Consider the following 21,812-nt stretch of genomic DNA (forward strand, 5'->3'; position numbering starts at 1 on the left):
GTAAATAGATGAATGGAAATTTCCGTCAGGCATTACCTGACGGATTTTTTTTTAACGCTAATAAAAGAAAATCTCTTTATGGCGTTCACGAAACTTCGGCAACTATAAAAGATAGAACAACTACCGAATTACCTTCATAAAAAACACGTAAAAGAAACCCAAACAAGCGGTGTTTGGATAAAAAAGTGTAATTTTGCACTCCAATTTATAAAAGTATGAGAACCAAGTCTTTAAAAAAGAACAAAATTAACGTAATCACTCTTGGGTGTTCGAAAAATGTATATGACAGTGAAGTGTTAATGGGTCAACTTCGTGCAAACGGAAAAGAAGTTGAACATGAAGCTCCAGCAGAAAGAGAAGGAAACATTATCGTAATCAACACTTGTGGGTTTATTGATAACGCTAAAGCAGAATCAGTAAACATGATTTTGGAATATGCAGACAAAAAAGACAAAGGATTAGTTGACAAGGTTTTTGTTACAGGATGTTTGTCTGAGCGTTACAGACCTGATTTAGAAAAAGAAATTCCTAACGTAGATCAATATTTTGGTACAACAGAATTACCTCAGTTATTGAAAGCTTTAGGAGCAGATTATAAACATGAATTATTAGGAGAACGTTTGACTACTACTCCAAAAAATTATGCTTACCTGAAAATTGCCGAAGGTTGCGACAGACCTTGTAGTTTTTGTGCGATTCCTCTTATGCGTGGTAAACACGTTTCTCAAACTATCGAAAAATTAGTTAAAGAAACTGAAGGTTTAGCTAAGAATGGCGTAAAAGAATTGATCTTAATCGCTCAGGATTTAACTTATTATGGTCTTGATATTTATAAAAAGAGAAATCTTGGAGAACTTTTAGAAGCATTGGTAAAAGTAGAAGGAATCGAATGGATTCGTTTACACTATGCCTTCCCTACAGGTTTCCCGATGGATGTTCTTGAAATAATGAAACGCGAACCTAAGATTTGTAATTATATTGATATTCCGTTACAACATATTTCGGATTCTATATTAAAATCGATGCGTCGTGGTACTACTCAGGCTAAAACAACTCAATTATTAAAAGATTTCCGTGCTGCCGTTCCAGGAATGGCGATCAGAACTACTTTGATCGTTGGATATCCCGGAGAAACTCAGGAAGATTTTGAAATTTTGAAGGATTTCGTTCAGGAAATGAAATTTGACAGAATGGGATGTTTTGCTTATTCTCACGAAGAAAACACGCATGCTTATTTACTGGAAGATGATGTTCCGGACGATGTAAAACAAGCCAGAGCAAACGAAATAATGGAATTGCAATCGCAAATTTCATGGGATATGAATCAGGAGAAAGTAGGCCAGGTTTTTAAATGTATTATTGACAGAAAAGAAGGCGCTCATTTTGTGGGAAGAACTGAATTTGATAGCCCGGATGTTGATAACGAGGTTTTAATTGACGCATCTAAACATTATGTAAAAACAGGGGAATTTGTTAATATAAGAATAATAGAGGCTACAGAATTTGATTTATACGGAGAACCTGCTTAAATTTACGCTAAAGAATTATCAATTTTAGATAAAAACATTTTTATGAAACCTACACTATCTTTATTTCTTTTGGTTTTTACCTTATTCTGCTTCAATTCTGTTTCGGCTCAATACGGAAACGGATATAATAATGGTTACGGCGGTGGAGGAGGCTATGGCGGCGGTAACGGATATGGAAGAGGCGGAGGAATGGGTATGGACAGAAGTATGATGGGAGGACCGCAAGGAAATACCAGCAAACCTAAAGAAACACCTCCGGAAGAAACAGCTGCTAAAATTGTAGAACAAATGAAACCGGTAGTAAATCTTGATGAACTTCAGGCAATTGCTATTGCAAATGTTTTTACTGACAGCATGAAAGAACAAGGAATTCTTTTGAAAAACGAAAGCAGCAGTCAGGACCAAAAATTAGAGCAAATTAAAGCTTTAAGAGAAAGCACTACTAAAAAAATAACTGCTTTTTTGAATCCTGATCAGGTAGAAAAATACACTGCTTTTATGGCTGATTTTAAAGAGATAAAAAAGCCATCTAAATCAAAAAAGAAAAAAGATTCTAAAGATAAAGACACAAAAGAAGTCAAAGAAGATACTGAAACAAAGATTCAAGAATAATTGTTTCAGTCTTATCTAAAAAAACGTAACTATTATGGCAAAAAAACATTTTTGTTATCTGATTTTAGCCCTTATCATTACTGGTTGTTCAACAAATCCTTACAAAAGCACAGAGAAGGTTTATGATCAGCAGCTTAAAACTTTAGAAAATCAAATTACGAGTAAAGAACCTCAACCAATTCCTCCGGTAAGCCCTGTAGTTATTGATACTACATATGCTCAACAGCTTGGAATTGTAAAAGATACTTTATCAAAAACGGGATCTACTTATTTACTAAACGGCATTAATACAGAATGGATCGGTACTGTAAATTTTAATTTAAGGAAACCAAGTTTTATCATTATTCATCATACTGCCCAGGATTCTATTCAGCAAACGATTAAGACGTTTACCAAAACTAAAACACAGGTAAGTGCACACTATATAATTTCTGAAAATGGAAATGTAGTTCAAATGCTAAATGATTATTTAAGAGCATGGCATGCTGGAGCTGCAACTTGGGGGAAAAATACAGATATCAATTCTTCTTCAATTGGGATAGAGCTTGATAATAATGGCTTTAAACCTTTTACAGAAGCGCAGATTGGAAGTTTAGTCGCTCTTTTGACAAAATTAAAGAAAGACTATAACATCCCGACGCAAAACATATTAGGGCATGCTGATATCGCTCCAGGCAGAAAACAAGACCCGAGTGCTTTATTTCCCTGGAAAACATTAGCAGAAAAAGGATTTGGAATTTGGCCGGATGCTGTTTTAGAAGAAGCTCCATTTGATTTTAAAATTGAACCCGCATTGAGAATTATAGGATATAATACCAAAAATCTCTCAGCAGCCATTATGGCATTCAAATTACATTATATTCAAACTGATGTAACTGCTACTTTAGACCGAAAAACAATAGATACGATTTATTCGATTTATAAAAAGCAGGTTCAATAAAAAGAGAAAATACTCAAAATACAAACGCGTTTCTAAACATTTAGAAACGCGTTTTTTTTTATTGAAGTTGCCGCAAATTGCACAAGTTGGAACAAATTAAGAATGCAGAATTTAGTGACTGATTACTGGAATTAAAAAGATTAATTTTTCTTTATGAAACTTTTTTTTGCCACAAATGCGCAAATTAGCACAAATTAAAAAGCTGAATTTAGTCGCCGATTTCTGTTGTCAAAAACAATTAATCTTCCTTAGGCAACTTTTTTTTTGCCTCAAATGCGCAAATTAGAACAAATTGAAAATACTGAATTTAGTCAATTACAATAGCTATCCGGATAAAAGTTTAAAGCAGGTTAAAATGATTTACTCCCTGGATTTAGTGATAAATATATCTGCCAAAATCTTTTTTAAATCTGCGTGAAAAATATTTTACTTCATTTATTTACCAATGCTTGAGTCGTAACAAAAAAAGCTCTCAAATAAAAAAGCTGCCAAAACATTAGTGTGTTTCGACAGCTCCAAAAAAAAAAAAAAAATATCAATCTTTATCTCTAGAAAGAGTATGTTGTAGCAATTAATGCGTAGAACGAACCACCTGTTGGCATAGCATCTTTATCTAAAAAGATATCTTCAGATGCGGCATCGTATCTTAACTCAGGAATTATAGTCAGTTTACCTACTTTATAATTCAAAGAAACTGTATTTGCAAAAACGTTTGATCCCATTAATGTTCCCACATTGGCCGCAGCATTTTTAGCATCAAAATATTCCATTCTGTAAGCTAAGCTCAAAGATGGTTTGAAAGCATAATTAGCATAGCCTACAAGTGAAAACCAATCACCATCTAAAGCACTGTCAAAGTCATTTTTAGTTTTAGCATATGTCGCATTAAATCCTAAAGAAAAAGCATCTGTTATTGTTTTAGAAGCCACAAAATCAATTTGTGTTTTATTTTCATCAGACGGAATCACTAATGTTCCCGGAGTAGGATTAGTACTTCCTGATGTAAAGTTTAAATATGCACTTCCTGTCTCGCCAATATAACCCAATTGCGCTATAAAAGTTTTTTGAGTCGAGCCGGCATCCATAGCTGATTTAAAATCAGTAGGATTTGTAATTCCGGCCATTGCAGTAAACTTTCCTGAGGTATATTGTGCTTTTACACCTGTATTAAAAAATGGTCCATAAGAAAATGCGTAAGACATACTGTAGTTTTTATTTCCTATTGCATCTAATACTTCATATCCTATATGTGTACCAAAACTACCTGCCACTACCTTAAATTCATCTGTAATCTGATACGTAAAAAACAATTGTTTAATTAAAAATTTTGCGTCAATATCTTTATCTGTTGTTTCATTATATGAAAACTCTCCTGCTCTCTTCCCGAAACCTAAGTCTACAAAAACGGAGGCCTTCCCAAACGTATGCGCTGCCTGAACGGAAGCCATTCCTAATTCGAATGAATCTTGCGAGTTGGTAAAGCTCGTTAATCCATTCATTTGTTTTGAAAAATCATACTTATAATAAGCGTCTGCCGATCCTCCCCAAGTAGTTGCTGGTGAAACTGAAGTGTCAGTATCATCTTGGGCAAAAGCAAAAGAACTCGTTAACATCGCGGCTAAAATGTGTACTACTTTTTTCATGTTTTAATTGGTTTTTAGTTATTAATTGATTCTGGTTAGTTAATCTTTTATATATCTATTTAATAGTATAAGTCATTTCTAAAACCTCTTATTCGTCTCTCAAACACCCTCATTTTCATTAGCGAATTTATTAACTTTTGTATGAGTAAAAGAATTGAAATTCATTTTTTTGACGAATTCAGGGAAGAATTACGGATTACAAAAATTAGAATAACAATAATCATGATATGACATTTATACTTCTTTATTTTTGAAAATTTGACAACCATTAAAAAATAAAAACACTAGAAAATTAAACATCAAAGCCAAATAGGAACTAAAAAACAAGATAAAAACACAATAAAATGTCTAAAAAAAAAATCAACCCTATAAAAAATAGGGGGTCAAGTACAAAAACAAAAAAATAAACACAAAATACAGCATGACGTAAAAAATTTAAAAAGCAATAAAATAAATTGTATAAATTCCTACAAAAATAAAAATAAACAAAATAGGAGTAATTCATAAAAAGCAGTTGTTATTTCAGAGTTAAAAACAAACAAAAAGCCTGTTCAAGATTGAACAGGCTTTCCTTAAAAAATCACGCAAGCAATGCTAATCTTGCGTATTGTATTTCCTTAAAAACTCACGAACTTTAATTCCTGATTCTTTTAAATCTTCTTCTTTCCATTTTCCTTCTGACTTAGCCGACTTTTTTAAAATTGAGCAAGTTTCATCTTTATCAGAAACAGACCAGGTAATCCAGCTCAATTTTCGGTCTTCCATCCAGTCGATATATTCCTGCCAGGCTTTGAGATCGAGAGATCCATCGCCAGAAGCTTCCATTCCCGCCGATTCTGAAACAAAAATAGGCAAACCACTTTTTATAGCATTATCCGTTCTATCCCGTAACTCCTTACCATGTGTTGCCGCATAAAAATGCATGGTATACATAATATTATCAAACCCTTTTATTGGATCAGCAGCCGGAAGATCTACATCCTGATCCCAATGCGGAGAACCAACTAAAATAATATTATGGGCATCATTTTCCCGGATTATCTTAATTACCTCTTCGGAGTATGCCTTTACCTCTGGCCATGATTCATGATCCGGCTCATTGAATATCTCATAGATTATATTAGGATACTTTGCATATTTTTTAGAGACCTCAGCAAAAAACTCTTTAGCTTCCTTCAGATTAATATTATGACTGTGCCAATCAATAATCACATAGATATCAGACTTTATAGCTCCGTTTACAACTGCTTCTATTTTTTGTTTAGAAAACTCAGGATTCTTTACATACGACCATTCTCCAAGTTCAATTCCCATTGCAGCGCGAACCACATTACAATTAAAGTCTTTTTTTAACCAACTCACCGCCTTTTCATTATAAAACCTGGGCCACATACTATGCCAGCCAAAACTCATACCACGCAAAACAATCGGATTATTGTTTTTATCTACCAATTGTGTTCCACGAACATTGAGCTGACCATGATTTTTAACAAATTGAGCATTCGCTATAGAAAACATTAATAATAAGGTAAGAGCAAAAAAGTGTTTTTTACTATTCATAATAAAATGATTTAAGGAATTAGTCGTAATGTAATCACATCATGAGGAACAATATCTGCAGTAAAATTCTTTTTTGTGGTACCAGATTCTTTATTCTTCCAAAGATCTTTAAGCTTAAAAACTGTTTTACTAAAATCAGCTTCATATCCAAAATCAGCATCTTTAATAACATGTTTTTTCCAATCAAAATTGATTTTTTTAGGCACTTCACTTCTATTCAAAAAAGTTACGGCCCAATTTCCATCTGATAAAGGTTTCACCCAAACTTCTAATCCATCTTCAGCAGAATATTTAAAACCCTGAATTCCCAGTTTATCCTGATCAACGGCAATTAATTCTTTGTTCGTTAAAATTGCCAGCGTTTCTTTTGACATTTTTCTGAAATCATTTCCCGCAACAAGTGGTGATGCCATCATGCACCACATTGCAAAGTGCGCTTTATCTTCGGTATCATTCATCTCATTCCCCACTTCCATCATATCAAAATCATTCCAATGATCGGGACCGGAATATTTACGAATATCTTTTCGCATTTCTACAATTTTCATGAATCCCCAGGACGACCAATTTTCAGGATGTTTAAACTCACAATCGAAACAAGGATAAATATCTCCGGAAATTCTCCATAAATTCCCAACAGGTTTCCCCCATTCCCATGGCTGATTATCTCCCCACTCGCAAAGACTAAATACAATAGGCCTTCCGGCTGTTTTTAGTGCATTACTCATTGTCGTATAAGCTTCTTTAGCTGTAATTCCCTGTGTATTGCACCAATCATATTTTAAAAAATCAATCCCCAGTTTAGCATAAAAACGAGCATCCTGATATTCGTAACCACGTGTTCCCGGATAACCGGCACAAGTTTGTGTTCCTGCACAATTGTACAAACCAAATTTTAATCCTTTGCTATGAACATAATCTATTACCGCTTTCATCCCGTTAGGGAATTTAACCGGATCCGGAATCAAATCCCCGTTAGCGTCTCGTTCTCTGGTCATCCAGCCATCATCAAGTACAATATAATTGTATCCGGCAGCTGCCATCCCGGAAGAGACCATAATATCTGCCGTTTCTTTTACTAATTTTTCATCGATACTTGTTCCAAAAGTATTCCATGAATTCCACCCCATTGGAGGTGTCATCGCGAGGCCTTCAAATTTTCCTGCTAATTGGGTATGTGTATTTCCCTGACTAAAAACTAAACCTGAGATGCTTAAAGCGACTACTAAAATGATTTTTTTCATTATTAAAAATTCAAATTAATTATTAAAAAAAAAGCATTCCCTAATTGAGTAGATTAGGGAATACTTCAAACAAAACTCAAACCAAAGAGATTTCCTTAAAAATTACTTCAGAATAAAACCAATATTATCTAAGTAATATGTTGACTTATTACCTGTAAAATCTTTTAGAACAATATCCTGCAAACTTGTCACAGCAAAAGGCCAGGAATTCCATGGCAGATTATATTCTTTCCATTCCGTCGTTACATCAATCACTTTAGCATCAGGATCACTCCAGTGTCCGTTCAGGATAATAGCCACTTTACCTGCTTTTTCACCTTTAATAAACAATCTGATTCCGCTATAATTTGCCATATCCAAAGTTCCCCAATCTTTATTTCTAAAGCGGTTACCACCCCATCCGTCATTAATTGATTTTATCATTACATTTCCTTGTGCAGCGCCTGAACTTTCCAGAGAGACTTTATCATCTCCTCCGTCATAAAACCAGTCGTTGTACCATACATCATCAAATAATGCTGTACCAATTGCTTCTTTTGAAGTAGCCGAACCTGAAATATTAGTAACTGTTACATATTTATTGGCAGCATTGGCCGGCATTTTAAATTTCAATTCTGTTAAACTTGAAGAAATTACAGGTACATCTACGGTTCCTACTTTTACAAGAGGATTTAGAAAATAATCTCCGGAAACTGTTACGATATCTCCTTCAACAGCATTGATAGGATTATAACTTACTAATTTTGGTGTTGGTGGCGAAATCATAAAATCATAAAGTATCGTTCCGAATTTCGTCACTACTTTTAATTTATTGCTTGAATTTGCATAAGGCGTTTTTTCATCGATTAAAACGAAAATTGCAGTATCTGTAACCAGCACAGGATTGAAATAAGTATCAAAATCATTGAAGTAAATTTTTGAAACAGTCGAAAGTCCTGTACCCTGAATAATATAATAATTTTTAGGATCACCAACCGTAACAGGAACTAAATCCCCTTCTTTAGATAATGCGACACTGGTAATTGCAGGATTACCGGATCCGCCACTGGCAGCATCATCGCTGTTGCAGGAAGAAAACCCACCCACCAGTACAAATGCTGTTGCAAAAAAAGAAAAGAGGTATTTTATTTTTATATTTTTCATAATATTTAAATTTTAATAATTATTTAAAAGTATACGGAACTGGCGGCTGTAATAACTTTGGATTTTTAGCTACCTCATTATCCGGATAATCCATATAGAAATCATTTGCGGCGTGATCTTCACTATATCTGGGTGTATAATGAATCTCAGCATATCGGTCTCCCCTATTTTGCGCAGACATAATAGCAATCGCTTTTGTTTTATCGATACGCCCTAAATCGAACCAATAATCTCCTTCGAAGCACAATTCTTTTCTTCTTTCTAAAAAGATTGCATCAAAAGTTACCGTAGTTAAACTAGCCAGACCTGCTCTTTTTCTAACAGCATTTATCGAATTTAAAGCAGCCGGATCAGATGTGCTTGATCCTCCTGCTAACACAGCTTCGGCGTGAATTAATAATAACTCAGCATAACGCATTACATAAGAATTATTATCCATCATTGCCCAACTATCAATTTGACCGGTAGCATTTCCGTTTACAACTCCGATACAATATTTTTTAATCGCTCCTCCGGATGCCTGAGCCAGATCTTTATCTGCAGGCACTGTAAATCCAACTCCTTGTGTTGTTTTTATATTTGGATAAGTAGCTCCGGGAACCATTACAGTTTCATGCTTTCTTAAATCTCCGTCGTCATATAAAGAAAGAAGCACTTCCTGACTTGGACCAAAAACTCCCGCATAAGCTGCATTTGAAGTTGATAATGTTCCGTCCTGAAAACCAAACTGTGTATTGCAATTATTTCCGGATCCGTAGTTACCATCTGTTTTCCATTGAAGCGCAAAAATAGATTCTTCGTTATTATTGTTTGGATATGTAAACAAATCAGCAAAGCTTTTTCCTGGTAATTGATCCCCTCCTAATAATTTAAATTCACCACTATTGATAACACTTTCTGCCATTGCTCTGGCATTTGCATAATCCTTTTGATACAAATAAACTTTTGCCAGCATTGCTTTTGCAGAACCTTTAGAAACATGTCCGTTATTGGCATAATTAGCTCCTCTGGTTTTATCAGCCAATAAGTCAATCGCTTTTAAATAATCCATTGTGATTAATTTATAAACATCTGCAACAGTATTATTATTTATATAAGGATTACTTGTATAATCCAGAGGATTTTCGATAATTGGCACCGGCCCCCAAAGTCTCACTAAATCAAAATACGAAGTAGCTCTTAAAAAATAAGCTTCTCCAATTGTATTGTCCAAAACATTTTTAGAAACATCCGGTCCTACTCTGGATTTCAGGAAATTAATAATCATATTAGACTGCTGCACATTTGCCCATAACGAAGACCAGCCGTTTACCAATTCAGGATCACTACCGTTAATCGAGAAAGTTTTTAATCCGCTTACATCACCAGAGCCAGAATACATATTACCGGAACCCACTTCGAGTGCCCACCAAAATTTATTATACATTTGAAACCAAGTCCTGCTGTACATTCCGTTTGTAGCAGATGATACCTGATCATTTGTACTATAATAAGAATCTAAACTAATTCCGTCCTCAGAAGGTCTGTCAGTAAAATCATCCTGACATGATCCAAAAGTCAAAAATGCTGTTGCTATAAGAAGCAAACTATATCTATTTAAAAAAGATTTCTTTTTCATTTTGTTTTAATTTTTAAAATTCTACGTTAAGTCCAAATAAAAATGTTCTCGCTACCGGATATCTTCCGTTGTCAATTCCTGATAAAAGCACATTTTGATTGAATGAACCTATCTCCGGATCATAACCAGAATAGTTGGTGAACGTGTATAAATTTTGTGCGGTTCCGTACAATCTTAATCTTGATATTTTATATTTTGAAATAATATCTTGTGGTAATGAATACCCGATAGTTACGTTTTGAATCCTTAAATAAGATCCATCCTCTACATAACGATCTGAAATAAGTAAATTATTATTTGCAGAATCTGCGATTGGTCTCGGGTTATTGCTTCCTGTATTTGTAGGCGAATAATAATCCATTGCTTGTACTAACTGATTATCATATAAAGATGCATTTGTTGTTCCTCCTCTTCTGGTTAAGTTCATTACATCATTTCCGTATGATCCCTGCAAGAATACAGAACAGTCTACATTTTTATATTTAAAGTTATTGGTAAAACCAAAAGTGAATTTTGGATGCGGATTTCCGATAAAAGTTTTATCACTTGCATCTATTTTACCATCGTTATTTACATCGACATATTTTACATCTCCCAAAGCTGTTTGACCGGCAGCAGTTCCTACAGCCTGACCAAACTGAATTGGCGCACTATTCAAAGTAGCCTGATCTTTAAACAATCCATCTGTTTTGTATCCGTAAAATAAACCAATAGGATTTCCAACTGTAGTATTGGTCACTACAACAGGCTGATATCCGTTTGTATTTACTTCCTGAGTCAAGACAATTCCGTTAGCGATTTCATCCAAATTATTTTTGTATTGTGATATAACCAAAGAGGTATCCCAATTAAAATTACCTGCTGATCTCATATCGTAACCCACAGTAAGATCAAATCCTTTGTTGCTCATTGTTCCTAAATTAGAATATGGCGCAGAAATTCCTCCGTATTGTCCTCCACCTCCGGTTAAATAAAGCGGCAATGGCACCTGAAACAAAAATCCTTTTGATTTTTTATCATAGACATCAAAACTCGCAGAGAGTTTATTATTCAGCAGTGTAAAATCGATACCTAAATTGGTCTGATTTAGTGATTCCCAAACCAAATTAGGATTAGGATAATTGGATGGTAAAAAGCCGCTTCCTAAACCGGAATTCTGAGCTCCTAACATGGCAGAATAGCTGTTGTTCGGGATTTGCTGATTTCCTGTTTCTCCATAACCTGCTCTGAATTTGATATTATCAACATACTTGCGGGTTCCCTCCATAAAAGACTCGTTTGATAATTTCCAGGAACCGGAAATCGCATTAAAAACTCCTTTTTGATTTCCAGTTGTAGGATCAAACTTAGACGAAATATCTTGTCTGACAGAAGCTGTAAGACTGTACTTATCATTGAAATCATAAATAATACGAGCAAAAAGAGAAGCAAGTGAAGCGCTGCCTTTATATTGTGTAATCGTATTATTATCGACATCAGCCAGGTTAATAGTATGAATAGAATTTGTCTTAAAACCTTGCGCTGATGCAACTAAACCTTCCCAATGCGAATCATTTGCTTCCTGACCTGCCAAAAGTGTAACTCTGTGTTTACCGAAAGTTTTATCGTAAGTCAATAAATTTTTGATGTTTGTAGAATACCAATTTTGTCTTCGCACATCAAGATCTGCCAATAAATTTACCTGGCTTCCCCATGCATAAGAAGGTCTGAAATCATCATTTTCAGAAAACTCCGTATTGGCTGCAATTTCAATTCGGTATTTTAATCCTTTAAAAAGATCCACTTCAGCATAGATATTCCCTAAGAAATTCTTTCTGACCAATTTATTTTCTCTGGTCAAGGCCTCAGCAACCGGATTATAATATGTAACACTTTGTTCTGATGAAGGAGGTCCGGCAAATGAACCATCAGAATTTCGAACAGGAATATCCGGAGATTGTAATAAAGTATTCGAAATCAATCCTGAATAACTTTGATTCACTGTAACCTTCTCGTTTGTAATACCTCCCGTAAGATTTCCGCCAATTCTTAACCATGGTTTAATTTTCGAATCTAAATTCAATCTTACTGTATATCTTTTTAATCCTGAATTTATAATCGTTCCCTGATTATCTAAATAACTTCCTGACAGGTAGTAACTAGTTCCGTCTTTAGCACCAGAAAATGATAACTGGTGACTTTGAGAAACTGCTGTTCTATATACTTCGTCCTGCCAATTAGTTCCTGGACCCAATAATTCAGGATGCGAAAATTCCTGACGTGTCTGAAATCCCCATAATTTAGCCAAATCTGTTTTCAACGTTGCGTATTGAGGCAAAGTCAAAACATCCAGTTTATTAGTAACTGAACTCATAGAAGTGTAGTTCTCGTAAGAAACCTTTCCACCACCTTTTCTACCGGATTTTGTTGTAATTATGATAACTCCATTTGCACCTCTCGAACCATAAATAGCTGTTGCAGAAGCATCTTTCAAAATATCCATAGATTCGATATCACTTGGATTAATCATCGACAAAGGGCTCATAGCCGTGTTCCCGCTTCCTCCTGAAGAAGAAAACCCGTCTTTACCGGCCAAAGTTTGCCCGCTTGTAGATTTTCCTGTAGCATCTCCTGATATTGGCACACCATCGATAACATACAAAGGCTCATTTGTTCCCGTGATAGAAGTAGTTCCTCGTATCCTTACAGAAGCTGCACCTCCCGGCTGTCCTGAATTGTTTGTTACAGAAACCCCGGCGGCTTTACCCTGAAGCATTTGGTCTATAGAAACTTGTTTTATGTTCTCTAAATCTTTTGCTTTTACTGAAGATATTGCACCATTTACGTCTTTCTTTTTCTGAGTTCCGTAACCAATTACAACAACTTCTCTTAAATCCTCAGAGCTCGACACCAGAGAAACGTTAATTTTTGTTCTTCCTGCGATCCCCATTTTTTGAGAATCGAACCCAATAAATGACACCACTAATGTTCCGTTAGAAGGCGCATCAATAGTATATTTACCATCAAAATCTGTAGAAGTAGTCGTTTTAGATCCAACAATCGAAATGTTGGCTCCAGGAATTGTCATTCCTTTACTGTCAGATACCGTTCCTGTTACTGTTAGTTTTACCTGAGCCGTAACAAAATTACTCGTCAGTAACAAAAATAAAATCAGAGGAACCGCTTTGTGGTTAGCATTCCAATGAATGAAGTTAGTCATTAGTTTTTTCATAATAAATGTTTGGTTAGTTTAAATTTGTTATCCTAATTCAAGTTATAAATAGAGTCCTATTTTATTTCTTAAATTATTTAACAAATCTATAACACAACAAAACATTAAATCAATAGTATTATATCATTTAATGATAATATTTTTACTATGAATCAATAAAAAAACACATATTAAAATAAAACACATAAAAAATTGAATTATTCGCAAACCAAACGTATCAAATCACTGTAGCTAATAAACAAAAATTAACGAATAAGCCAAAAAGCAAACGATTTCGTTAAAAATAATATTTGTTTGTGCAAAAAAAGTATCACTATAAAATACGCTTTAATCCAGAGAAATCTTCTCTATACTGGCTTGGTGTACAGTTTTTAATCGCTTTAAAACTACGGTTGAAGTTTGCTATATTATTAAACCCGGATTTAAAAGCAACTTCAGAAACACTCATATCTTTTTCTACCAGCCAACGAGCTGCATATCCAATTCGAATATCATTTATATAATTGACAAATGTTTTTCCGGTACGTTTTTTAATAAACCGATTGAATGAAATTATAGACATACTGGCAACACCGGCAACATCTTCTAAAGTGATCTTCTCAGCAAAATGTTTCTGTACATATTCATAAACCAATTTCATTTTATCATAATCATCAAACGTGTCATAATCTACTGTATAAGTAGAAAGCAAACGCTGGTTTCTGGAATTCGCCAAATCATAAAGCAATGAAGTAATTTCTAAAAAATAGTCCATACCATCTAATTTAGAAAGCCTTACCAACCGTGGAGTCAATTCTTCGGCTATTTTTTTCGAGAATAAAATACCGTGAATCGAACGATTGAACATATCCCGAATTGGGTTCATAATACGCCTGGCAAGAAATGATTCATGAAACAAATCGTTATGAAACTGAATGGTTATTTCGTGGATTTTTTTGCTTGTACATTTATTTAATTCCCAACCGTGATATAAATTCGGACCAATCAAAACCAGTTCAACATTATCGATTTCTTCTATATTATCCCCTACAACCCGCTTTACTCCTTTTCCGTTTAGTATAAAATTGATCTCAAATTCCGGATGATAATGCACCGGAAAATCAAAACTATCTTTCACTCTGTCAAAAACCAAAAAGCTGTCTCCAGCAGATAACGGAGCGATTTCTCTATAAAAATTTTTAGTACTGCCCATCTTTAAAATCTATTTTAAGAAGTAATATTCGTTTTTTTTATTGCAATAATATGATATATAATTGATAAAATAATATTAATTATACCAGAAACATCCGATTATCTTTGAAAAATAGAATTATCATTTTTACAAAAAGAGTATTAATAATAAACATTAATCATTTTTAATGTAATAACTTTTTATAGTTTTGATAGTTTTAGTCCAAAAATAGTTCTGAATTTTCGATTATAAATTTGAGCCTTTTTTTGACAACTATACCTTTTATAAATTTGCAGTTATTGCACTGAACAACAAGTATATTCATAATGAAAAAACATATAATAGTACTAATATCAGCTCTATTCATAGGAACTTCTTGTTCTGCAAACCCTATTATCACTAATACTAATTTGTCACTATCAGATAAAAAAGCTACACCTGAAACTGTTTCATTATACAAAAAACTGCATCAATTGTCACAAAAAGGATACTTATTCGGGCATCAGGATGATCTTGCCTACGGTGTAAATTGGAAATACGAAGACGGTCGCAGCGACATAAAAGATGTTGTTGGCGATTATCCTGCCGTTTACGGTTGGGACATTGCCGGACTGGAAAAGGATGACCTAAATAATATTGACGGTGTTCCTTTTGCGAAAATGAAACAATACATTAAAGAAGCGAATGCAAGAGGCGGAATTTCTACCGTAAGCTGGCATCTTGATAATCCTGCAACTGGGAAAAATGCCTGGGACAATACTCCAAATGCAGCAAAAACAGTTCTACCAGGTGGAGAAAACCATAAAAAATTTACGATCTGGTTAGACAAAGCGGCTGATTTCTTTTTATCCTTAAAAGATAAAGAAGGAAAAAACATCCCGATTCTTTTCAGACCTTATCACGAACTTACCGGTGGCTGGTTTTGGTGGGGAAAAGGAAATTGTACTCCCGAAGAATTTAAAACCTTATGGAAATTCACTTTTGAATATCTGCAGAAAAAAGGAGTTCATAATTTAATTTATATTTACAACACAAGCAGTTTTAGCTCAAAAGAAGATTTTCTTACCAACTATCCCGATGATAGTTATGCTGATATTTTAAGTTTTGATTCTTACCAGAATAATGACGACAAAGAGGGCAAAAAATTCATAAATGAAGTTCAAAGTCAACTTAAAATCATAGATGAAATTGGTACAAAACAAAATAAATTAATTGCGATAGCCGAAGCGGGTTATGAAGCGATTCCAGACCCGAAATGGTGGACAGGAACTTTGTCTAAAGCGATTGGCGATTATAAAATCTCTTATGTTTTATTATGGAGAAATCACGGCTGGCAGGAAAAAGAACAAAAAATGCATTATTACGCACCATATAAGGGACAAGTAAGCGAGAAAGATTTTATTGATTTTTATAATCTGGATAAAACCTTATTCGAAAAAGACATTAATAAAATTAAAAAATGAGAATTAAAAAACCTCTAAAATCCGTGTCATCTGCATTTAAAAAAAGAATATTAAAAAGAAACATATTTCTTTCACCTAGCTCGGCTATGTTTATTTAAATAAGTGAAATGCCTTTTAAGTTCAAAAAAATCTATGTTTCTATGTGTTTAAATATCGTATTCAAAATAAAATCTGTTTTTATCCGTGTTTTTACGAAGTAAATCCGTTTTATCCGCGTCAAAAAAAATCAACAAATAGAAACATTAAACAATCGACCAAATCTAAATTACAACCATTAAAAAAAGTCTAATGCACGACAAAATTAGTTTAAAAGAAAAAATAGGTTACGGTCTTGGAGATGCCGCATCATCGATGTTCTGGAAAATTTTCAGCATGTACCTTCTCTTTTTCTATACCGACGTTTTCGGGTTGGCGCCTGCTGTTGTAGGAACCATGTTCTTGATTACCAGAATCTGGGATTCCTGTTTTGATCCGATTGTGGGAATCATCGCCGACAGAACAAAAAGCAAATGGGGAAAATTCAGACCTTATTTATTATGGGTTGCCATACCTTTTGCCGTGATTGGAGTTTTGACTTTTTATACTCCTGATTTTGATGAGAAAGGAAAAATAATTTATGCCTACGTGACGTACTCCGCCATGATGATGATTTATTCGTTGATCAATGTGCCGTATGCATCACTTCTGGGCGTAATGTCATCTGACCGAAAAGAAAGAACTACTTTATCATCGTATAGAATGGTTTTTGCCTTTGGGGGAAGTCTCCTGGCACTCTGGCTAATAGAACCGTTAGTAAATTATTTTGGAGGAAGCCTAAATTCAAAAACTGGATGGCTGGCAACAATTTCTGTCTTTGGAGTTATTACAACTGCTTTTTTCTGGGCCTGTTTTTTCTTTACTAAAGAAAGAGTAAAACCAATTTCAGACGAACAAAATAATCTAAAAGAAGATCTAAAAGATTTACTAAAAAACAAACCGTGGTGGATTTTACTTGGAGCCGGAATTGGTGCTTTAGTTTTTAATTCAATCCGTGACGGAGCTGCCGTTTATTATTTTAAATATTATGTCAGCAGCAGCGTAAACTTTGATTTCTACCTTTTTGGAACTGATTTTCATATGACACCCACTTCTATTTATCTAGTTTTAGGACAAGCTGCAAATATCATCGGAGTAATTATCGCGACTCCAATTGCGAATAAAATTGGTAAAAAGAAAACTTTTTTTGGTGCCATGGCGTTAGCCGCAATTTTGAGTTTGGTTTTCTATTTCTTCGGAAAAGAAGATGTTTTCTTAATTATGAGTTTTCAGCTTTTAATCAGTATTTGCGCCGGTTGCATCTTCCCGTTAATCTGGTCGATGTATGCAGATAGCGCTGATTATTCAGAGTGGAAACAAGGTCGCAGAGCAACAGGATTAGTTTTCTCAGCATCGTCAATGTCTCAAAAATTTGGATGGACAATTGGTGGAGCCGGAGCCGGATGGCTTTTGGGTTATTATGGTTTTCAGGCCAATGTAGAGCAAACTGCCACTGCTCAAAACGGAATTCAATTAATGCTAAGTATACTTCCTGCAATCGCAGCCATAATATCAGTCGCTTTTATAGCATTCTATCCATTATCCGAAGAAAAACTTCAGGTAATAGAACAAGACTTAAACGAAAAACGAGACCAGACAAATTAAAAAAAAACAGATACAGAAATCTATTTATATGACAGCAATAGCCTCTTCAACTACATTTCAGGATAGAAAAGTAGCACTAGAAAACGAACATAAAATACTGATCGAGCAAAAAAATACTCCTCAGGACAATGCCGGAAACGGGATATACGAACGCTATAAAAACCCGGTTGTTACGGCAGCTCATGTACCATTGAACTGGCGTTTTGACCTCAACGAAAAGACAAATCCGTTCTTGCAGGAAAGAATTGGGATGAATGCAGCTTTTAATGCCGGCGCCATGAAATGGAACGAAAAATACCTGCTTGCTGTTCGTGTAGAAGGAATTGACAGAAAATCATTCTTTGCTATAGCAGAAAGTCCAAATGGAGTCGATAACTTTAAGTTTTGGGAGAAACCATGCGTGATTCCGCAAACCGAAGAACCGGACACCAATGTATATGATATGCGTCTAATCAACCATGAAGACGGTTGGGTTTATGGTATTTTTTGTACCGAAAGAAAAGATCCAAAAGCACCAAAAGGCGATACAAGTTCGGCTGTAGCCAATGCTGGAATCGTTCGCTCGAAAGATCTGGTAAACTGGGAAAGATTGCCTGACTTAATTTCGAATACAGGGCAACAACGCAATGTGGTTCTCCACCCCGAATTCGTAAACGGAAAATATGCTTTATACACGCGTCCGCAAGATGGTTTTATCGATGTTGGAGCTGGTGGTGGAATTGGTTTAGGATATGTCGAAGACATGACCAATCCGGTGGTAAATGACGAAAAAATCATTTTTGGCAAACAATATCATACTATTTATGAATTAAAGAATGGTCTTGGCCCTGCTCCTATTAAAACTGAAAAAGGATGGCTGCATCTTGCACACGGAGTTCGAAATACTGCCGCGGGATTGCGCTACACCTTATATATGTTCATGACAGATCTGAACGATATTACGAAAGTTACCCACGTTCCGGCCGGACATTTTATGGGACCTGAAGGAATTGAAAGAGTGGGTGATGTATCGAATGTTTTATTTTCAAACGGATGGATTGAAGATACTGACGGAACTGTTTATGTGTATTACGCATCATCAGATACAAGAATGCATGTTGCAGTTTCGTCTGTAGCAAAATTGGTTGATTATGTAACAAATACTCCCGCAGATACTTTTATTTCAGCAGGTTCAGTAAAAACGATCATCAATCAAATCGAAAAAAACAATACAATTTAATTTACCGTGTCAATACAACTAAAGCAACTTAAATCTGAATTATCAGCGGAACTTGATTCCATTCTAAAATACTGGTCAAAACATACCTTAGATAATGAAAATGGTGGTTTTATAGGTCAAATTGATTTCAACGATCATATTATTGCTAATGCTGAGAAAGGTTCTGTTTTGAACGCCAGAATTCTTTGGAGTTTTTCAGCAAGTTATAAAGTCACTGAAAACGAAGGTCACAAAAAGATCGCCAAACGTGCTTTTGAGTTTCTTTCAAATCACTTTTATGATCCTGAATTTGGAGGTTTATTTTGGAGTATCAATCCTGATAAAACGCCAAAAGATACCAAAAATCAAATTTATGCTTTAGCTTTTGCGATCTACGGATTATCTGAATATTATGCTATTTCTAAAGACGATAAAGCTTTAGAAATAGCCATTAACCTCTATCTAAAAATTCAGGAATACAGTTATGATCCGGCAAACAAAGGCTATTTAGAAGCTTTTACCCGAGATTGGCAGTCTATCGAAGATTTACGTTTAAGCGATAAAGACGCCAACGAGAAGAAAACCATGAATACGCATTTGCATATTGTCGAGGCTTATGCAAATTTATTTAAAGTTTGGAAGGACAAAACGCTTCAAAGTGATATTGTGGAATTATTAGAAACGATAGAAAAACATTTCATCAATACCGAAAATGGTCATTTGCGTTTGTTTTTTGATGAAAACTGGATCGAAAAACCGGACGTTATATCATACGGTCATGATATTGAAGCGGCCTGGCTTTTATTGCAATGTGCCGAAATTTCTAAAAATCAAACCTTAATTGAAAATTATACCAAACATGCCATTCAAATGGCTGAAGTTACTAAAGAAGGACTAGATACTGATGGTGGTTTATGGTATGAATTCGACCCTAAAAAGAATGAGTTAGTTGCCGAAAAACATTGGTGGGTTCAGGCCGAAGCTTTGATTGGTTTTTATAATGCGTACCAATTAACAGGCGATAAAAATTACCTGAACATCGTTTATAAAAACTGGAAATTTATAAAGAAATATATTTTAGACACCGAAAACGGAGAATGGTTCTGGGGAATTAACCGGGATTATTCTTTGATCGAAAAAGACAAAGCCGGTTTTTGGAAATGTCCCTATCATAATAGTCGCGCTTGTCTTGAACTCATTAACCGAATTAATACATAACCATATGAAAACTACGTTTCTGAAAATAGCATTTTTAAGTTTATCGATTTTGTTCCTTTCAAGCTGTTCTTCAAATGATGAATCTGGTCCTGAAATTATCGTTGAACCGCCAGTTATAGTTCCAACTGATCCGTTGACTACGCAAAACGTGACAACTTATATGGTCGATGCAAATGCTACCAAAGAAACCGTAGCTTTATTTTATAATTTAAAAAAACTGGCCAAAACTAAAGTCGCCATTGGTCAGCAAGACGCTTTTAATAGTTATTATCAGGACAATGGCGGAGATTCTGATATCAAAAAAAACACAGGTTATGATCCTGCTCTTTTAGGTTTGGATTTTATGTTTATTACCGATAAAAATAATAACAATCAGGCTGATAATTGGTTTTATCAGCAAGAGGAAAAAATGGTAAACGATGTAAAAGCTGCTTACGCAAAAGGAATGATCAACACTTTTTGCTGGCATTTAAGAGAGCCTAATAAAGAAGATAGTTTTTATGCAGCTGATATGACTGCAGATCAAAAGGCAACTGCTTTTAAAAGTATTTTACCGGGCGGAGCAAATAACGAATGGTACAAGAAAAAACTAGACAAAATTGCCAGCGTAGTTTTGAATTTAAAAGGTTCAAATGGAGAATTAATTCCTATAATCTTCAGGCCTTTTCATGAATTTGACGGAAGCTGGTTCTGGTGGGGCGCTAATTTTGCTACTGCAGAAGAATATAAAACAGCTTATCAGTTTACTGTTGATTATCTAAAAAATACCAAAGGCGTTCATAATATTTTATATGCTTTTTCGCCTGATAACTCATACACAACAGAAGCCAATTATCTAAGCAGATATCCCGGTGATAAATATGTCGATGTTTTAGGAATGGATAATTATGGCGATTTTGACAATCAAGTGCAAGCTGGTGCCACAAAAGCCAATTCTAAACTAAAAATAATTGCTGATTTGGCTAAAACCAAAGTAAAAATTGCAGCATTAACAGAAACCGGTTATCAGGTTACAAGTACAAAAACTCCAATTACCAATTGGTTTTCGGATTATTTATATAGCGCCTTAACAGCAAATAATATTGAGGTGAGTTATGTCATGTTCTGGAATAATACTAAAGATGGTTATTATGTCCCGAACAGTTCTGTTGCGAATGCTGCAGATTTCAAGACATTTACCGCTAAACCAAAATCGGCATTGGTGAATTCTTTGCCGAAGATGTATGAATTGCCGAAGTAAGATTTTGTAATTTAATGGCACACGGATTTTACAGGTTAAACGGATTGACACGGATTTTTTGTTTGCTTTTGTCAGGCTAAACGGAGTCGAAGCTCCGCAAGTAACTTGACAAAGCGGGAAATTAAGCTCATTTTATGTCATTTTAATCCCGAAACTTCGGGAGAGAAATCTCATCAAGAGAACAACGAACTTCGAATCCGCAGTGTCATTTCGACCAAAGGGAGAAATCACATCCAGAGAGCAACGAAACGTTAATCCGCAGTGTCATTTCGACCAAAGGGAGAAATCGCATCCAGAGAGCAACGAACTGTGAATCGGCAGTGTCATTTTCGACCAAAGGGA

Annotated in this window: 16 protein-coding genes; 9 read left to right on the plus strand and 7 right to left on the minus strand. The window is 34.9% G+C overall.

The annotated features are described in order from the left end of the window. Positions 1-8 precede the first annotated feature (8 nt). From QLQ94_RS23725 to QLQ94_RS23740, 4 genes are all read left to right on the plus strand, one after another. Positions 9-140 carry a hypothetical protein gene (locus QLQ94_RS23725; RefSeq protein WP_271334364.1) on the plus strand — a complete coding sequence of 44 codons (132 nt, stop codon included), beginning with the start codon at positions 9-11 and terminating at the stop codon, positions 138-140. A 75-nt stretch (positions 141-215) separates the two neighbouring features. Beyond that, positions 216-1,529: a 30S ribosomal protein S12 methylthiotransferase RimO gene (rimO, locus tag QLQ94_RS23730; RefSeq protein WP_271334365.1), complete on the plus strand. Its 1,314-nt coding sequence runs from the start codon at positions 216-218 to the stop codon at positions 1,527-1,529. Between the two features lie 42 nt (positions 1,530-1,571). Beyond that, a complete protein-coding gene (locus QLQ94_RS23735; RefSeq protein ID WP_271334366.1) occupies positions 1,572-2,141 on the plus strand; it encodes a hypothetical protein in 570 nt (189 codons plus the stop codon). Positions 2,142-2,175: 34 nt separating this feature from the next. Continuing rightward, entirely contained in the window at positions 2,176-3,081 is a 906-nt protein-coding gene (locus tag QLQ94_RS23740) for an N-acetylmuramoyl-L-alanine amidase (RefSeq protein WP_271334367.1), read from the plus strand. 548 nt (positions 3,082-3,629) lie between these two features. Here QLQ94_RS23740 and QLQ94_RS23745 read toward each other — a convergent pair. From QLQ94_RS23745 to QLQ94_RS23775, 7 genes are all read right to left on the minus strand, one after another. Beyond that, a complete protein-coding gene (locus QLQ94_RS23745) occupies positions 3,630-4,724 on the minus strand; it encodes an outer membrane beta-barrel protein (RefSeq protein WP_271334368.1) in 1,095 nt (364 codons plus the stop codon). A gap of 594 nt (positions 4,725-5,318) precedes the next feature. Then, positions 5,319-6,284, minus strand: a complete 966-nt coding sequence (locus QLQ94_RS23750; RefSeq protein ID WP_271334369.1) for a glycoside hydrolase family 5 protein — start codon at positions 6,282-6,284, stop codon at positions 5,319-5,321. A gap of 11 nt (positions 6,285-6,295) precedes the next feature. After that, positions 6,296-7,528: a glycoside hydrolase family 27 protein gene (locus tag QLQ94_RS23755; protein ID WP_271334370.1), complete on the minus strand. Its 1,233-nt coding sequence runs from the start codon at positions 7,526-7,528 to the stop codon at positions 6,296-6,298. Between the two features lie 102 nt (positions 7,529-7,630). Next, positions 7,631-8,671 (minus strand): IPT/TIG domain-containing protein, encoded by a 1,041-nt coding sequence (locus QLQ94_RS23760; RefSeq protein WP_271334371.1) that lies wholly within the window; start codon positions 8,669-8,671, stop codon positions 7,631-7,633. Between the two features lie 19 nt (positions 8,672-8,690). Then, complete coding sequence (locus tag QLQ94_RS23765) at positions 8,691-10,289, minus strand: RagB/SusD family nutrient uptake outer membrane protein (RefSeq protein WP_271334372.1); 1,599 nt, start codon at positions 10,287-10,289, stop codon at positions 8,691-8,693. A gap of 13 nt (positions 10,290-10,302) precedes the next feature. Continuing rightward, on the minus strand, positions 10,303-13,500 hold the full coding sequence (locus QLQ94_RS23770; protein ID WP_482498718.1) for a SusC/RagA family TonB-linked outer membrane protein: 3,198 nt from the start codon (positions 13,498-13,500) through the stop codon (positions 10,303-10,305). 313 nt (positions 13,501-13,813) lie between these two features. Further along, on the minus strand, positions 13,814-14,692 hold the full coding sequence (locus QLQ94_RS23775) for an AraC family transcriptional regulator (protein WP_271334374.1): 879 nt from the start codon (positions 14,690-14,692) through the stop codon (positions 13,814-13,816). Positions 14,693-14,997: 305 nt separating this feature from the next. On the opposite strand from QLQ94_RS23775, the gene QLQ94_RS23780 reads away from it, so the two are divergent. The 5 genes from QLQ94_RS23780 to QLQ94_RS23800 all read left to right on the plus strand — a co-directional run bounded on the left by QLQ94_RS23780 (position 14,998) and on the right by QLQ94_RS23800 (position 21,470). Continuing rightward, the gene (locus QLQ94_RS23780; protein ID WP_271334375.1) at positions 14,998-16,134 is read left to right on the plus strand and encodes a glycoside hydrolase family 26 protein; all 1,137 of its coding nucleotides are present in this window, start codon (positions 14,998-15,000) and stop codon (positions 16,132-16,134) included. A gap of 288 nt (positions 16,135-16,422) precedes the next feature. Next, positions 16,423-17,814 (plus strand): MFS transporter, encoded by a 1,392-nt coding sequence (locus QLQ94_RS23785; RefSeq protein ID WP_271334376.1) that lies wholly within the window; start codon positions 16,423-16,425, stop codon positions 17,812-17,814. Positions 17,815-17,842: 28 nt separating this feature from the next. Next, complete coding sequence (locus QLQ94_RS23790) at positions 17,843-19,033, plus strand: glycoside hydrolase family 130 protein (protein ID WP_271334377.1); 1,191 nt, start codon at positions 17,843-17,845, stop codon at positions 19,031-19,033. Positions 19,034-19,039: 6 nt separating this feature from the next. Further along, entirely contained in the window at positions 19,040-20,230 is a 1,191-nt protein-coding gene (locus QLQ94_RS23795; protein WP_482498721.1) for an AGE family epimerase/isomerase, read from the plus strand. Positions 20,231-20,234: 4 nt separating this feature from the next. Continuing rightward, a complete protein-coding gene (locus QLQ94_RS23800) occupies positions 20,235-21,470 on the plus strand; it encodes a glycoside hydrolase family 26 protein (protein ID WP_271334379.1) in 1,236 nt (411 codons plus the stop codon). The last annotated feature ends 342 nt before the right edge of the window (positions 21,471-21,812 follow it).

It is taken from the genome of Flavobacterium sp. B114r (genome assembly GCF_056824125.1).

Excerpts from the sequence above, each read along its gene's own strand:
- QLQ94_RS23780 (WP_271334375.1), top strand. The coding sequence starts at position 14,998 with ATGAAAAAACATATAATAGTACTAATATCAGCTCTATTCATAGGAACT.
- QLQ94_RS23765 (WP_271334372.1), bottom strand. The coding sequence starts at position 10,289 with ATGAAAAAGAAATCTTTTTTAAATAGATATAGTTTGCTTCTTATAGCA.
- QLQ94_RS23750 (WP_271334369.1), bottom strand. The coding sequence starts at position 6,284 with ATGAATAGTAAAAAACACTTTTTTGCTCTTACCTTATTATTAATGTTT.
- rimO (WP_271334365.1), top strand. The coding sequence starts at position 216 with ATGAGAACCAAGTCTTTAAAAAAGAACAAAATTAACGTAATCACTCTT.
- QLQ94_RS23760 (WP_271334371.1), bottom strand. The coding sequence starts at position 8,671 with ATGAAAAATATAAAAATAAAATACCTCTTTTCTTTTTTTGCAACAGCA.
- QLQ94_RS23790 (WP_271334377.1), top strand. The coding sequence starts at position 17,843 with ATGACAGCAATAGCCTCTTCAACTACATTTCAGGATAGAAAAGTAGCA.
- QLQ94_RS23800 (WP_271334379.1), top strand. The coding sequence starts at position 20,235 with ATGAAAACTACGTTTCTGAAAATAGCATTTTTAAGTTTATCGATTTTG.
- QLQ94_RS23785 (WP_271334376.1), top strand. The coding sequence starts at position 16,423 with ATGCACGACAAAATTAGTTTAAAAGAAAAAATAGGTTACGGTCTTGGA.
- QLQ94_RS23775 (WP_271334374.1), bottom strand. The coding sequence starts at position 14,692 with ATGGGCAGTACTAAAAATTTTTATAGAGAAATCGCTCCGTTATCTGCT.
- QLQ94_RS23755 (WP_271334370.1), bottom strand. The coding sequence starts at position 7,528 with ATGAAAAAAATCATTTTAGTAGTCGCTTTAAGCATCTCAGGTTTAGTT.
- QLQ94_RS23770 (WP_482498718.1), bottom strand. The coding sequence starts at position 13,500 with ATGAAAAAACTAATGACTAACTTCATTCATTGGAATGCTAACCACAAA.
- QLQ94_RS23745 (WP_271334368.1), bottom strand. The coding sequence starts at position 4,724 with ATGAAAAAAGTAGTACACATTTTAGCCGCGATGTTAACGAGTTCTTTT.
- QLQ94_RS23740 (WP_271334367.1), top strand. The coding sequence starts at position 2,176 with ATGGCAAAAAAACATTTTTGTTATCTGATTTTAGCCCTTATCATTACT.
- QLQ94_RS23735 (WP_271334366.1), top strand. The coding sequence starts at position 1,572 with ATGAAACCTACACTATCTTTATTTCTTTTGGTTTTTACCTTATTCTGC.
- QLQ94_RS23725 (WP_271334364.1), top strand. The coding sequence starts at position 9 with ATGAATGGAAATTTCCGTCAGGCATTACCTGACGGATTTTTTTTTAAC.